Genomic DNA, 13,733 nt, shown 5'->3' with positions numbered 1-13,733 from the left:
AAGTAAGCCAAAAAAGCGTATGTTTTTTAATACTTTTAGGGAGTATTACTGTTAGGTAATCTTCAGATAGATTTTCAATTTCACCAGAAAAATAAGCGATATGGCATTAGCTCAACCGTTCAACTTCAAAAAATGGATAGACGAAAATAGACATTTGTTGAAACCACCGATTGGAAACCAGCAGGTTTACAAAGGAAATGACGACTTTATCGTCATGGTAGTGGGCGGGCCAAATTCCCGCAAAGACTATCATTCCAATGAAGGAGAAGAGTTTTTCTATCAACTAGAAGGAGATATTGTCCTGAAAGTTATTGAAGACGGAAAGCCTAAAGACATTCATATCCGCGAAGGAGAAATATTCCTACTTCCTGCAAAGGTACCTCACTCTCCTCGCCGTCCGGCAAATACAATTGGTTTGGTGATAGAGCGATATCGAAGAGCTGGTGAGGTAGATGGGTTTATCTGGCACTGTGAAAACTGTGGTGAAAAGCTTTATGAGGAATTTTTTGAAGTTACGGACATTGTTAAGCAGCTCCCTCCAGTTCAAGAAAGGTTTTGGGGCAATCCAGAGCACACGACATGCAAGAATTGCGGAACAGTAATGGAGAAATAGAGTTGTGTTATTAAGGTCATTAATATAGAGTTAAACTTTTTGTTTTCTTTTGAATAATTGCCGGGTGACCGATGACCGATGCACCTAAAAGATAGGCTCACCAAAACTTTAGACACTTTTGCCTTTTTGACAGAAGTTCATATAACCCCAAATAGATTAGAATGAACTACCAATATTCAGCTGAATTTGCGCGTGAGATGGATGAGAAAGATTCTCTTTCACACTTTCGGGATCGTTTTCTTTTTCCGAAAGTTGATGGAAAAGATGCGATTTATCTCTGTGGAAATTCTCTAGGCTTACAGCCCAAATCAGCTAAAGATTACATAGCAAAGGAATTATCCAATTGGGCAGAAATGGCTGTTGATGGACATTTTCATGGAGAAGATGCCTGGATGTTTGCGAAGCAAAAATCAAAGCCAGCTTTAGCTGAAATCGTGGGAGCTCATGAGCACGAAGTGGTAGCCATGAATAACCTATCCGTGAACCTTCATTTGTTAATGGTTTCATTTTATCAGCCCACAAAAGAGCGCTACAAAATCATCGTAGAAGCTGGCGCTTTTCCCTCAGATCAATACATGCTGGAAACTCAGGTGAAGTTTCATGGTTTAGATCCTGAGGATGTTATTGTGGAACTGGCACCAAGAAAAGGTGAGCATACGCTTCGTACCGAGGATATTTTGGCAGAAATAAGAAAGCAGGGTGATTCCCTAGCTATGGTGAATATGGCTGGTTTGCAATATTACACCGGACAGGTTTTCGATATGAAAGCCATTACGGCAGCAGCCCATGAAGTAGGCGCTTATGCTGGATTTGATCTGGCGCATGCTGTTGGAAATGCTCCATTGAGCCTCCATGATTGGGATGTTGATTTTGCGACTTGGTGCAGTTATAAATACATGAACTCCGGTCCTGGGAACGTATCTGGAGTATTTATCCATGAGCGATTTGCGGAGCGTCCAGATATGAATCGCTTTGCCGGATGGTGGGGACATGATCAGGAGCAGCGCTTCAAGATGGAAAAGGGATTTGTGCCAATGCATGGAGCCGATGGCTGGCAGCTTTCCAATTCCGATATTATCGGTTTAGCCGTTCATCAGGCATCCTTAGATATTTTTCAGGAAGCTGGAATTGCAAATTTGAGGAGAAAATCAGAACAGCTGACAGCATATTTAGCTTATCTAATTGAGGAAATCAGCGGAAATTCAGGGGTTTTGGAAATTATTACTCCTAATAATCCTGTAGAAAGAGGCTGTCAGTTATCTTTGCACATTCATCGCGGAGGCAAGGCTGTATTCGATGAATGGTATAAACACGGAGTCGTAGGCGACTGGCGCAATCCAAATGTGATACGTCTAGCACCTACACCGCTCTATAACAGCTTCCTAGACGTGTTCCGATTTGCACAGATTTTGGAACAATCTCTGAAGAAATTCGCTTAAAGGAAGCGTGGATAAAACAATCCAAATGGAAAAGAATCAAGTTACCGTATTAGGAGCCGGATTGATAGGTTCTCTAATGGCTATATATCTGAAGCGCCAAGGCTTAGAAGTTGCTGTTTTTGACAAAAGACCTGACAAACGTAAATCTACTTTCGAAGAAGGCAAAAGATCTATCAATATGGCGCTAAGCCATCGAGGATGGAAGGCACTAGAGGAAGTTGGACTCAAAGAAAAGGTAATGCCATTGGCTATTCCCATGTATGGACGTAAAGTTCATGATGAACATGGTGGTACTACTTTTATTTCCTACGGAAAAGAGAATCAGGCTATTTATTCCCTTTCTAGGGGAAAATTTAACCAGCTTCTGGTAGAAGAAGGAGAAAAGCTTGGTGCAAAATACAATTTCGAGCATAAATGTCTGGAAGTGGATTTCAACTCCCAAGAAATTACTTTCCAGACTCCGAAGGGAGAGGAAAAAATCAAAGCTCCTGTACTATTTGGATCTGATGGAGCTTATTCATCGCTTAGATTGGCGATGCAAAAGCAGATCCGTTTCAACTACAAGCAGGAATACATCACTCACGAATACAAGGAGCTAACTATTCCGGCAACTGCTAACGGGGAATTTGCGATGGATCCGAATGCCTTGCATATCTGGCCTAGAGGCAAGTTTATGCTGATCGCACTTCCGAATCCAGACAAGACATTTACCTGTACCTTGTTTTTGCCTCACAGTGGATCAAAAGTTTGCTTTGACAAAATCAATGATGAGCATGATCTAGAGATCCTTTTCTCCAATTATTTTGACGATGCCTATAAGCTCATGCCAGATCTGATGACTGAGTTTTTTGCTAACCCAACTTCGGCGCTAATCAATGTGGAATGCTTCCCATGGGTTCAGGGCACAAGTTTGCTGATGGGTGATGCGAGTCATGCGATGGTTCCTTTCTATGGGCAGGGTATGAATTGCGGTTTTGAGGATTGCTCTATTTTGAATGGTCTGATCGATAAGTATGGGACTAATTCCTGGGATTTGGTTTTTGAGAAATTCCAGAAAAAACGCAAGGTAGATACCGATGCCATCTGTCAGTTGGCAATGGAGAATTTTGAAGAAATGAGAGATTCCGTGGCAGATCCGAAGTTTGTGCTTCGCAAAAAAATCGAAGCAAAGCTATACGAATTGTACCCAAATGACTGGATTCCGCTCTATTCCATGGTTACTTTTACTGATATGAGGTATTCTGAAGCTTATACTCAGGGAAAACTTCAGGAAGCAATTATGGATCGCGTTATGGCTGATCCGTTGATTACAGAGAATTGGAATAAGCTCGACTACGAGGATATTATTTATAAAATGGAAACAGCTAAAGCGGTGTAGTTCTTTAACCGCAGAGCACGTGGAGTCCCGACAGCCATCGGGATCGCAGAGTTGGCACCAAGAGAAAATCAGGTTCAAGTCGGTAGATTTGAGCCTTTTTTTTTGTCCTAAAATTTGACATTGTTGCTGTTTTCAAGAATTGCAAAAAGCAGTTTTTAAAGCCATAAAATCTTCCGCCGCTGTTCAGCACACGAACAGCAAAAAAATGCTTTCTCCGCAGAATGATTATGTTATGAGAGAAAGTATTCTATCTATTTAGTTTAGAAATCAACTCACTAAGCTCTTCTTTAGAAATCGTACTTTTCTCTGTTTTGGAATAAAGGGATAGCAAAAACACTTCCTCACGTATAACTTTGACAAGTGAAATTACTCTTGCCCCTCCTGATTTCCCCTTTCCAGTAGAACCGATTGCAAGACGGATTTTATAGAGATCATTACCAAGAGCAGTTCCTTGAGTTGGATTAGTTTCAAGTGTCTCTATAAGGTGCTGAAGGTCAGATTTAATTGAAGGATATTTTTTAAAAAGTCGTTTAGTATCCTTTTGAAAAGTGCTAGTGACTAAAACTTTATAGCTCATCTAAAAAAGCCTTAGCACTTTTCATCGTTCGGTTACCAGCTTCGTATTCTTTTACTTCTCTTATGCCATCAGCTACATTCTCAAGAAGTTCAGCTTTACTAGGCTCGTCCAAATTTTCTTCAGACTTGATTTGAATGAAATCCAGACTTTTGATAAAATTCAAAAAGGCAGATGCCTTATTATCTTTTATTTCTAATGTGATTTTCATGCCTTTATAATTTGATTTTTAGAAGTCACATGGAATCTCGCAAGGTTAAAATCATCCAAGTGTCTGCCTTTTTTGTCATTACTGTTAGCATCAACCTGACACGATTTCATACAATTAAGTTAAAGTAATTTTGTTTACGAAAACTATCTAAAGAAAGGTTCAACTGAATTTTGCTAAAGCAAGGGCCTAAACTGCCTCAGGAATCTCACATCATTCTCCGTAAATAATCGAAGATCTTTGATCTGATATTTCAGCATAGCAATTCGCTCTATACCCATACCGAAGGCAAAGCCAGTACATTTCTTAGAATCAATACCACAGTTTTCCAAAACATTTGGATCCACCATTCCTGATCCTCCAATCTCTACCCAGCCACTGCCTTTGCAGACATTACAGCCTTTGCCGCCACAGATCAGACAGGTGATGTCGATCTCTGCACTTGGCTCTGTAAAAGGGAAATAAGATGGTCTGAATCGCACTTTGGTTTCCTTGCCAAACATCTCTTTAGCGAAGTGATAAAGCGTATTCTTCAAATCAGCAAAACCAACATTTTCATCCACGTATAATCCTTCTACCTGGTGGAAAATACAATGTGCACGGGCTGAAATGGCTTCATTTCTATAAACTCTACCCGGGGAAAGCGTGCGGATAGGAGGTTTCTGATTCTCCATCACGCGTACCTGAACAGATGAGGTGTGTGTTCTCAACGCGATATCAGGGTTTTTCTCAATGAAGAAAGTATCCTGCATCTCCCGAGCTGGGTGATTTTCAGGGAAATTCAGCGCAGTGAAGTTATGCCAATCGTCTTCGATCTCCGGACCTTCGGAGAGGTTGAAACCAATTCGTTCGAAAATATCTATGATGCGCTGACGGGTAGCAGTCAGCGGGTGAATTCCTCCCAAACTTTGATTAGACGGAGGTAGAGTCAAATCGATACCAGCCGATTTTGACTTTTTATTGGCTTGATTGACTTTTTCGATCAGCTCCTGAAACTTCGCTTCTGCCAATTGCTTCACTCCATTTACCAGCTGACCATAGGCTTTTTTCTCCTCATTAGGAATTTTACCCATGCCTGCAAAAAGCTCACCCACCACAGATTTCTTGGATATATACTCCATTCTGTAGGCTTCTAGCTCCTCTGGATTAGTTGCGTCAGCTGCTGAAATAGCGGCTTTGATAGCTTCGATTTTCTCTTGGTACATGGGATTCAATTTATTCGAGGGACAAAGCTACCAATTTTGAGGTCTTTTGGAAAGCCTAAAACCTGTCTTTAGCCTTCCAAGTCCCAACAGGTCAGAAAATCTTTAAAAAGAAACAAATCAAAAGGCCTGAAGGTAAATCACCGGAAGAGGTTCTGATGATCTCGTAAATCACATATCAAAATTCGTAAATTTTTTAATCTCTGTAAATCCAATCCCTAATCAACTCCCGTATCTCTTCCCAAATAAGAAACCAAAAAAAATCATCAAACTAACAAGATCATGAAAATTCAAAATTTCTTCAAAGTGGCTTTCGCAGCCTTTATTTTTCTTTCTGCAAACCTAGCTTTTGCTCAAATGGAAAAAACAAAAATGGTAGGTGGCGCAGAAATGTATCCATCAAAAAATATAGTCGAAAATGCAGTGAATTCTGCTGATCACACCACCCTAGTAGCAGCTGTAAAAGCAGCTGGTTTAGTAGAGACGCTTCAAGGAAAAGGTCCATTTACAGTTTTTGCTCCTGATAATATGGCTTTCGATAAGCTTCCAAAAGGAACGGTAGAGACACTTTTGAAGCCAGAAAACAAAGCTACACTGCAAGCAGTACTTACTTACCACGTAGTAGCTGGTAAAATGGGATCCAAAGAAATCGCTGCTGCGATCAAAAAAGGAAATGGTAAGGCTGTACTTACTACAGTTCAAGGCGGAAAATTAACTGCTTGGATGAAAGGCAAAGACCTTTATATCACAGACGAAAACGGTGGAGAATCTAAAGTGACTATTGCGGATGTATGGCAATCAAATGGAGTGATCCACTCAGTAGATTCTGTGGTTCTTCCTAAAATGTAATTGTTGCTGGTTGCTCAATTGCTAAACCGGCTCCGTAAGGGGTCGGTTTTTTTGTGAATTTTTTAGCCGCAGAGCGCACAAAGTTTTTCGCGGAGGGCGCTAAACTTTTGTTAGCCTGCTTCTCCCGTAGCCGGTAGTTAATAATCCTCAACTCTATTTTTTTGGAGATGTGATTGGCAAAAAAATTTTGTCAGAAAAGCTCCCGGAGAATTTGAAAACAGCAATCTCTGGATCTTCGTCTCTGGTCAGTCCGTAGATTTCGTTTGTAGCTTCATTCACTCGTACACTAGAATTTAGACTATTGATCAGTACAGAGTCAAAAAAAGGATAGGATACTATTGATAATAAAAAAACCGACTGAAAATATCCAGTCGGTTTGAAGATCATTTGATCCCGCAAATCTTAATTCAAAGTTCGTATTTAAGAACTTACCAAGTTCTTCCACCTCTTGGAGGTCCACCTCTCCAAGGCATCTGCCCACCGTCGTTTTCCGGCTGCTTGAAGTTACCCAAGATATACGTGAATGTCAGCAAGCCATAACGAGTCAATACATTGGTATAAACATCGGATACTGACACATCTGAGATTGTACGGGAGATGCTGTTGTTCTGATTGAGCAAATCGAAGATTACGACTTTTAGCTCAGCCTTATTGTTTTTGGCAAATCTGTACCCAGCTTCTATATTCCATAGCCAAACAGACTGATCAAATCCCTCGGAAAGTCCGCGATACAAGCTATTGTTGATTGTATTTCCCATAAATAACTTTCCGTCATTTGGTGAATAGTACAAGCGAAGATTTGATTCTTGTACGTAGTAATTGTTTTCCAGACTTTCCTGCAAACTTGAGTTAACAATAGTATAGGTACCGGTAGTGCTAATGGTAAAATCTAAGTTCTTACTGATGTTTGAAGTAAAAGTAATCCCCTGACCTAAGTTAATGTTATCATTGATGTTTTTCTCACCGTTAATCATACCGGGAGATCTGTTAAATCCAATACGTGTGTTCAAGTTCATATTGGTTTTGATTCCCTTCAAAGGTGTACCATAGCTCACAAAAACAGTACTATTCATAGCCCCATCCAAATTGACAGGCATGGAGATTTGCCCTCCAGGACGAAGCAGAATTTCGTTATTGATTAAAGTATCTTGAGAAGCTATATACGTACTGTTACCGATGTTATTCTTAGTTGTAGAAAGGTTTACAAACATGAAGAAGCTTTTATTTTTCTCCATATTAAACCTACCAATATTGGCAAAGATACTGTTCTGATAGCTCTGAGCAAGATTCGGATTACCTACACTAAGGCTCAGCGGGTTTTGATTATTCACCACATTCTGAAGCTGGGATACGGATGGTTCATCTGTGCTGGTTCTATACCTCACCCGGAAGTTCATACCTGTTTCTCTATTTCTATAGCTCACACTTGCGCTAGGAAGTAGGTTATTGAAATCACGTACGAATACCCCTTCTGTTGGGAAAAAAGCCTCGTTGTCCAGTTTTGCATATTGATAATCCAAGTTTGCGCTCAAATTCCATCCTGCATTATTGTATGCATAACCCGTACGTAATCTTTGCGTGACAAACTTGTTAATAAATTCATTACTCAAGGCAGTATCCAAAACAGGGATATTGTCAGCATTGAGCACTCTCGTTTTTTGATCTGAATCAGTCTTATTGTTTCCGATCTGATAACCCAATGTAGCGATTGATTTTTCGCTTAGAGGTTCTGTTAAAGTTGCATTTACCCTATAATTAAATCCCTTAGATAGTAAATACGTTTCTTGTAGGGTCGTATCTAATTGATTTCTACCATAGTCTTTACTAGCAGCAGAAAGCTCAGAATCTTGATCTCTATTGCTCCAAGATGTATTGATATCAGTCGATAGGGTTCTTCCTTTTTTATCAAACTTGTATCTGTAGGTAATATTATTGCCTAAACTGTATGAGCTGTTAGTAGCATTGGTAATAGAACGAAGTGAAGAAAGCGAATCGGTACCATTGGCTAAAGTCAAGGCATCTCTGTCATTAAAGGTGTTGCTCGTCTGAAAGGAAATATTAGGGGTTATGATCAGGGAGTTTTTCTCATTTAAATCTGCTTCAATTCTTGCATTTGCCCGGTGATTGAAGTTCTCCACCGAATTGATCAGGTTTTCCTGATAATTCTGGGTAGTGCTTTCATTAATTACCGTTTGACGATTAGTGATTTGTCTTAGAGTATTCTGTGTATTGTTGAAAAAATAGCTGCCGGTGAAATTGACTTTAGAACCCCATTTATCACTATAGTTAAGACCCATAGCGTTTGTAGTAATAGTTCCAATGTCATTTCCTCCGTAGAAATTACTGTTTCCTCCACCAAATCCACCACGACCTCTTCCGCCACCGCCAGATGCATTAGCATTAACGCCTGCAAGATCATCACTGGAGAAATTCTGCTGGTTGATATTGTTAAATAATCCAAGAATAGAAACCCTTCTGTCACCATTGAAAAGATTTAAGCTTCCTCCGGCGCTATATCTATCGTCTGTCCCGTAGCCGGCATACGCTCTTCCGAATTGTCCATTTTTCCGATCTTCTCTTAATATAATGTTGATAGTCTTTGTATACGTACCATCATCAAAACCAGTCAACCGGCTTTGGTCCGATCTCTGATCCAACACTTCCACGCGGTCAATAGCATCTGCTGGCAAGTTTCTCAATGCAATATTTGGGTCAGAGCCGAAAAATTCTCTCCCATCAACCAATATCTTTTGAACATTTTCTCCCTGCGCCTGTACCTGACCATTTTGGATTGTTACCCCTGGTAATTTCCTTACAAGGTCTTCTGCCATTCCATTTTCTTTTGTCTTAAATGCACTGGCATTGAAGGAAGTCGTATCGCCCCTCATTTCACCTAATGGACTTTGACCTTCGATAATGACTTCGCCTAAAACCTGCGCATCTTCTACAAGAGTCAATACCCCAAGTTCTACAGATTCTCGCCCAGTATGGACTTTGGAAATGGTTTCATAACCAATGAACTTGATTTCTATTTTTACTGAAGGTATTCTTGGTCTAGCGATTTCAAATTGCCCCTTGGCGTCAGTTACCGTGCCTGCCAGAAGAGAATCTGTCACTGTTTTAATCAGGACATTTGCTCCTGCCATCGGCGTCTTAGTAGCTCCATCCATGACGGTACCAGTGAATTTTCTTTCCGGACGGTCTTCACCTGTAGGCCGTTGTCCATAAGCTGTATAGCTCATTAATAGGCTAAAAATCAGAACTATAACTAGGTAGTGTTTTTTCATAATTATGCGAATTTCTAACACTTTGACTGATAAGCAATGTCAAAGGTTTATTCAGCATCTTAAGAAAAATAAGAATGGATGTTCAAGCGGATAAATGGTGTAAAAACCATTTAAAAATCAAAAAACTAAATTTTTCCCATTAGGTCTGCATAAGAGATTCCAAAGTGGCTGTTGTCATAGATGACATTTCCGCTTTTGATCAACAAAACTTGCGGAGATTCATGCGGTACACCAAATTCTCTTGCGACCTGATTCGACAATTCTCTATTGGCAATCAAATCCAAGTAATAAGGCTCCACTTTCTCATTATCGGAGGTTTGCCATTTTCGGGTCAAACGATCCATAGACATGCTACTGATCGAGCAGCTCGTGCTGTGCTTAAAAATCAAAACAGGTTTTTCCTTGCTCAAAGACTTTATTTCTTCGATTTGGCCAGCTTCAGTAAGTTTATTCCAATTCATATTCTCGAATTTTTATTTTTGGGGCAATAGTTGTAGAGGATAGATCACCATTGAAAACCAAACTTCAATTATGAAATTACAGTTCCACCGGAGATTTATAAACCTTTCTTTACCTATTGCTTTAATTGGTTTTGCCTTGTTTTCCTGCAAAAGCATAAATCCTGCTGCAAATCCAGGACCATCCACACCTCCGCCTATTGCTTCAGCAGGAGTAAATGTGCCGTTGAAAATCCCAAAGGAAACTTTGACCAAATTATTGAATAGTCAAATCCCCACTACTTTACTCCAAGAAAAAGGAATGGACATGGGAAGTGGAATTACTGGTGATTTAGAACTCAAGAGAAATGGAACCATCAAATGGACGGCTCTGGATAGTCAGCGAATTCAATTGACTGTCCCAATAAATGTAGTCGGAGAATTAGGTCTCAAGCCGAAAGGGCTGGGAAGCTTATTTCAGTCCAAATTGCCTCTGAATGAAGATTTTTCACCTGTTTTTATTATTGACCCTGTGATCAATGCTAATTGGGGAATCGGTGCTGAAAGCTTTGAATTGGTAGAGCTGGGAGGAAATTTAGCCATAGATGTATTAGGAATGAAGGTGGATCTAAGTGGCCTACTTAGTAAGGAATTACAAAAATGGGGTAATGTAAATCTTACTGACGGAAAGGAAATAGCAAGTTTGAAAACTCTAGTGGATTTAGCCTGGGCCCAGGTCGGGAAGCCTTTTTCCATAGATTGGATTGGAGGAAATACTGCATTTTCCATCCAACCTCAGCAGGTAAAAATAAATGAGTTTTTTGATGCTGACCAGAATTATAACCTCTGGCTAGGAATGGATGGGAAAGTAAATTCTCATCCTGCTGATGCTGCGCCAACTCGAGCATTTCCACTTCCTGGTCTCAGCTCGAATGAAAACTCAGCAAATGAGCTAGAAATACTCATTCCTCTAGGTGTGAGCTATTCCACTCTGGATGAGCTCTTGCAGCAAAATTTGGATGGGAAAGCATTTCGAGTGGATAAAAAGACTACAATGATTCCCTCCAATATCAGTACCCAAGCTTTCGGAGATTTATTAGCTATAAATATGGACTTCAAGGCCGAGCAGACCAATGGAAAAACGGTCAGCGGGACACTATTTGTAGTAGGAAAACCAGCATATGATCCAGATTCTCAAAGCCTCAAATTTGAAGATATCAACTTTAAAATGGAAACGGGAAGCTTTGGAGCGCAGACTGGAGTTGGATTGAAAAAACGCAAGATTATTCGTAGAATCGAAGACAGAGCCATTTTCCCTATTGGGGATGTTTTGGAAGAAAGCTTCGGGAGTATCACAGAACGATTGGGTCTTAGTACCCCAATCCTTAATTTAAAAATTGCTGACCTCACTATTCAGCCTTCCGGATTTTACCCAATGGCGAAAGAATTGGTAATTCATATGAAAGCCAGTGGAGAAGTGGATGTGAAGTGGAAATGAGATAGAATAGAACAGCGAAACTTGGATTCTCTGCCATGTAGACAGCTTGATTAAATGGAATAATAATTGGTAAATTCATGTAAATCAATGCCAATTATACCATTTCGCAAATTTTTAAGACCTGCCCGCCGATTAGTTTGGGCCTTGATTGTGGCCTTCATGGTGGGTGTTCACAACTTCTACAAGCAAGAAATGGACTCTGCTGATTCTATTGTGTCATCTATTCAAATCGACGAAGAGCAGGATGATTCTTCTCCCAAAGATTAAAAAAAGAGCCAAGACTCTTCATTCTAAGATCTTGGCTCTTGGCTTGGAAGTTTTGGTTCCAAATTTACTTTTTCCCTTCAATAATCTGCTTCACGACATCTGGATCAAGCAGCGTGCTCGTATCGCCCATATTATCAAGTGATCCTTCAGCCACTTTGCGTAGGATTCTGCGCATAATTTTCCCAGATCGCGTTTTTGGGAGCCCTGGAACCAACTGGATTTTATCCGGTTTGGCAATTGGGCCGATTATCTTAGAAACCATTTCCTTGATCTCATTGATCAGATTATCCTCCGTACGATTAGTCAAATCAGCAATTACATAAGCATAGATTCCTTGACCTTTGACCTCATGTGGATAACCAACCACTGCGGATTCAATCACCTTTGGATGCTCATTAATCGCATTTTCCACTTCTGCAGTTCCCATTCTATGGCCAGACACATTGATCACATCGTCTACACGGCCAAGAATTCTATAATATCCGTCATGATCACGTTTCACGCCATCACCAGTAAAGTACATTCCCTTGTAAGTCGAGAAATAAGTTTGCTTGCAACGCTCATGGTCACCATAAGTGGTTCGTATCATGGATGGCCATGGGAACTTAATGCAGAGATTTCCCTCCACAGAATTCCCCGTTAATTCGTTTCCTTCTGGGTCTACGATACAAAGTTGAACTCCAGGAAGTGGAAGAGTAGCAAAAGCGGGTTTGGTAGGAGTGATTCCCGCAATCGGAGATACCATGATTCCCCCAGTTTCCGTTTGCCACCAAGTATCCACAATAGGGCATTTATTTTTACCGATGTGTGTGTGGTACCAATGCCACGCTTCTTCGTTAATAGGCTCACCCACCGAACCAAGTACCTTCAGAGAGCTTAGGTCATATTTTTCAATCTCTACTGTTCCATATGCTTGTAATGCTCTTATGGCCGTAGGGGCGGTGTAGAACACATTCACTTTGTGCTTTTCCACTACAGCCCAAAATCTTCCACAATCTGGAAAAGTCGGAACCCCCTCAAACATTAGCGTAGTAGCACCGGCCAAAAGTGGCCCGTAAACTATGTAGGAATGTCCAGTAATCCAGCCGACATCCGCAGTGCACCAATACACATCCCCTTCGGAATATTGGAATACGTTGTCAAAGGAATACTGAGAATAAACCATGTATCCTCCTGTCGTGTGAACCACGCCTTTTGGCTTACCAGTAGAACCAGAAGTATAGAGTATGAAAAGCATGTCTTCACTGTCCATTTCTTCCGCAGCACATTCCTGAGACTCCTCAGCTATCACATCATGCCACCAGAAATCGCGACCCTCTTTCATGGTCACTTCTTGTTTGGTTCGCTCGTAAACAATTACTGTTTCTACTGATGATTTCTCTAAAGCCTCATCTACGACTGCTTTCACGGCTATTTTCTTGCTGCCACGGAAATTCCCATCAGAAGTTAAAATTGCTTTTGCCTCGCAATCATTTACTCTATCTGCTAAAGCTGAACTGGAAAAACCAGCAAAGACAACGGAGTGAATTGCACCTATTCTGGCACAGGCAAGCATTGCAATAGCAGCTTCCGGCACCATTGGCATGTAAATAATTACCTTATCCCCTTTACCTATTCCTTTCCTTTTCAGCGCATTTGCAAAGCGATTTACTTCATAAAAAAGCTCTCGGTAAGTTAGCGTCCTACCTGCTTCATTAGGATCATTTGCCTCCCAGATTATTGCTGGGCGATCTCCAATAGTAAATAGGTGGCGTTCAAAAATATTCTCCGTGATGTTGAGTTTTGCATTCAAAAACCACTTTACATCAGGCTCGTCGAAGTTCCATTTCAATACCTTAGACCAGCGTTTTCTCCAATGAAATGAATCTGCAATTCTAGCCCAAAACTCTTCAGGCTGAGTTACACTTTTTTGGTATTCGTAGAGGTATCCACTGAGGGTATGTATTCTGTCACTCATTTTATGTTTGGTTTATTGTTTTCA

The 13,733-nt window shown here is 40.6% G+C and carries 12 protein-coding genes; 6 read left to right on the top strand and 6 right to left on the bottom strand.

Going from position 1 to position 13,733, the window contains the following annotated elements; all coding sequences use genetic code 11:
* Positions 1-100: 100 nt before the first annotated feature.
* The 3 genes from QOL76_RS05270 to QOL76_RS05260 all read left to right on the top strand — a co-directional run bounded on the left by QOL76_RS05270 (position 101) and on the right by QOL76_RS05260 (position 3,430).
* Positions 101-613, top strand: a complete 513-nt coding sequence (locus tag QOL76_RS05270; protein WP_283411985.1) for a 3-hydroxyanthranilate 3,4-dioxygenase — start codon at positions 101-103, stop codon at positions 611-613.
* Between the two features lie 161 nt (positions 614-774).
* Positions 775-2,052, top strand: coding sequence for a kynureninase (gene kynU / locus QOL76_RS05265; protein ID WP_283411984.1), 1,278 nt, complete (start codon positions 775-777; stop codon positions 2,050-2,052).
* Positions 2,053-2,077: 25 nt separating this feature from the next.
* A complete protein-coding gene (locus tag QOL76_RS05260; protein WP_283411983.1) occupies positions 2,078-3,430 on the top strand; it encodes an FAD-dependent oxidoreductase in 1,353 nt (450 codons plus the stop codon).
* Between the two features lie 247 nt (positions 3,431-3,677).
* On the opposite strand, the gene QOL76_RS05255 is transcribed toward QOL76_RS05260, so the two are convergent.
* From QOL76_RS05255 to pheS, 3 genes are all read right to left on the bottom strand, one after another.
* Positions 3,678-4,007: a type II toxin-antitoxin system RelE family toxin gene (locus tag QOL76_RS05255; RefSeq protein ID WP_283411982.1), complete on the bottom strand. Its 330-nt coding sequence runs from the start codon at positions 4,005-4,007 to the stop codon at positions 3,678-3,680.
* Positions 3,997-4,215, bottom strand: coding sequence for a hypothetical protein (locus QOL76_RS05250; protein ID WP_283411981.1), 219 nt, complete (start codon positions 4,213-4,215; stop codon positions 3,997-3,999). The genes QOL76_RS05255 and QOL76_RS05250 overlap by 11 nt, the downstream gene beginning before the upstream one ends.
* Positions 4,216-4,388: 173 nt before the next feature.
* Entirely contained in the window at positions 4,389-5,417 is a 1,029-nt protein-coding gene (gene pheS, locus QOL76_RS05245; protein ID WP_283411980.1) for a phenylalanine--tRNA ligase subunit alpha, read from the bottom strand.
* A 279-nt stretch (positions 5,418-5,696) separates the two neighbouring features.
* Between pheS and QOL76_RS05240 the strand changes: the two genes are divergently transcribed.
* A complete protein-coding gene (locus QOL76_RS05240; protein ID WP_283411979.1) occupies positions 5,697-6,263 on the top strand; it encodes a fasciclin domain-containing protein in 567 nt (188 codons plus the stop codon).
* A gap of 428 nt (positions 6,264-6,691) precedes the next feature.
* On the opposite strand, the gene QOL76_RS05235 is transcribed toward QOL76_RS05240, so the two are convergent.
* Both QOL76_RS05235 and ytxJ read right to left on the bottom strand, forming a co-directional pair.
* Positions 6,692-9,550 (bottom strand): TonB-dependent receptor, encoded by a 2,859-nt coding sequence (locus QOL76_RS05235; RefSeq protein WP_283411978.1) that lies wholly within the window; start codon positions 9,548-9,550, stop codon positions 6,692-6,694.
* 125 nt (positions 9,551-9,675) lie between these two features.
* Positions 9,676-10,011, bottom strand: coding sequence for a bacillithiol system redox-active protein YtxJ (ytxJ, locus tag QOL76_RS05230; protein WP_283411977.1), 336 nt, complete (start codon positions 10,009-10,011; stop codon positions 9,676-9,678).
* A gap of 70 nt (positions 10,012-10,081) precedes the next feature.
* Here ytxJ and QOL76_RS05225 point away from each other — a divergent pair, with 70 nt between their 5' ends.
* Together QOL76_RS05225 and QOL76_RS05220 are read left to right on the top strand one after the other, a co-directional pair.
* Positions 10,082-11,485, top strand: coding sequence for a DUF4403 family protein (locus tag QOL76_RS05225; protein WP_283411976.1), 1,404 nt, complete (start codon positions 10,082-10,084; stop codon positions 11,483-11,485).
* Positions 11,486-11,572: 87 nt separating this feature from the next.
* Complete coding sequence (locus tag QOL76_RS05220) at positions 11,573-11,752, top strand: hypothetical protein (RefSeq protein WP_283411975.1); 180 nt, start codon at positions 11,573-11,575, stop codon at positions 11,750-11,752.
* 64 nt (positions 11,753-11,816) lie between these two features.
* On the opposite strand, the gene acs is transcribed toward QOL76_RS05220, so the two are convergent.
* Positions 11,817-13,709: an acetate--CoA ligase gene (gene acs, locus QOL76_RS05215; protein WP_283411974.1), complete on the bottom strand. Its 1,893-nt coding sequence runs from the start codon at positions 13,707-13,709 to the stop codon at positions 11,817-11,819.
* Between the last annotated feature and the right edge of the window lie 24 nt (positions 13,710-13,733).

The organism is Algoriphagus winogradskyi, assembly GCF_900182815.1.
Taxonomy (GTDB): Bacteria; Bacteroidota; Bacteroidia; order Cytophagales; family Cyclobacteriaceae; genus Algoriphagus; species Algoriphagus winogradskyi.
The sequence above is the reverse complement of the archived record's forward strand: the minus strand, read 5'-3'. Positions and strand labels throughout refer to the sequence as shown.

Bases quoted from the DNA above. Each gene is read 5' to 3' on its own strand.
- QOL76_RS05270 (WP_283411985.1), top strand. From the start codon at position 101: ATGGCATTAGCTCAACCGTTCAACTTCAAAAAATGGATAGACGAAAAT.
- kynU (WP_283411984.1), top strand. From the start codon at position 775: ATGAACTACCAATATTCAGCTGAATTTGCGCGTGAGATGGATGAGAAA.
- QOL76_RS05260 (WP_283411983.1), top strand. From the start codon at position 2,078: ATGGAAAAGAATCAAGTTACCGTATTAGGAGCCGGATTGATAGGTTCT.
- QOL76_RS05255 (WP_283411982.1), bottom strand. From the start codon at position 4,007: ATGAGCTATAAAGTTTTAGTCACTAGCACTTTTCAAAAGGATACTAAA.
- QOL76_RS05250 (WP_283411981.1), bottom strand. From the start codon at position 4,215: ATGAAAATCACATTAGAAATAAAAGATAATAAGGCATCTGCCTTTTTG.
- pheS (WP_283411980.1), bottom strand. From the start codon at position 5,417: ATGTACCAAGAGAAAATCGAAGCTATCAAAGCCGCTATTTCAGCAGCT.
- QOL76_RS05240 (WP_283411979.1), top strand. From the start codon at position 5,697: ATGAAAATTCAAAATTTCTTCAAAGTGGCTTTCGCAGCCTTTATTTTT.
- QOL76_RS05235 (WP_283411978.1), bottom strand. From the start codon at position 9,550: ATGAAAAAACACTACCTAGTTATAGTTCTGATTTTTAGCCTATTAATG.
- ytxJ (WP_283411977.1), bottom strand. From the start codon at position 10,011: ATGAATTGGAATAAACTTACTGAAGCTGGCCAAATCGAAGAAATAAAG.
- QOL76_RS05225 (WP_283411976.1), top strand. From the start codon at position 10,082: ATGAAATTACAGTTCCACCGGAGATTTATAAACCTTTCTTTACCTATT.
- QOL76_RS05220 (WP_283411975.1), top strand. From the start codon at position 11,573: ATGCCAATTATACCATTTCGCAAATTTTTAAGACCTGCCCGCCGATTA.
- acs (WP_283411974.1), bottom strand. From the start codon at position 13,709: ATGAGTGACAGAATACATACCCTCAGTGGATACCTCTACGAATACCAA.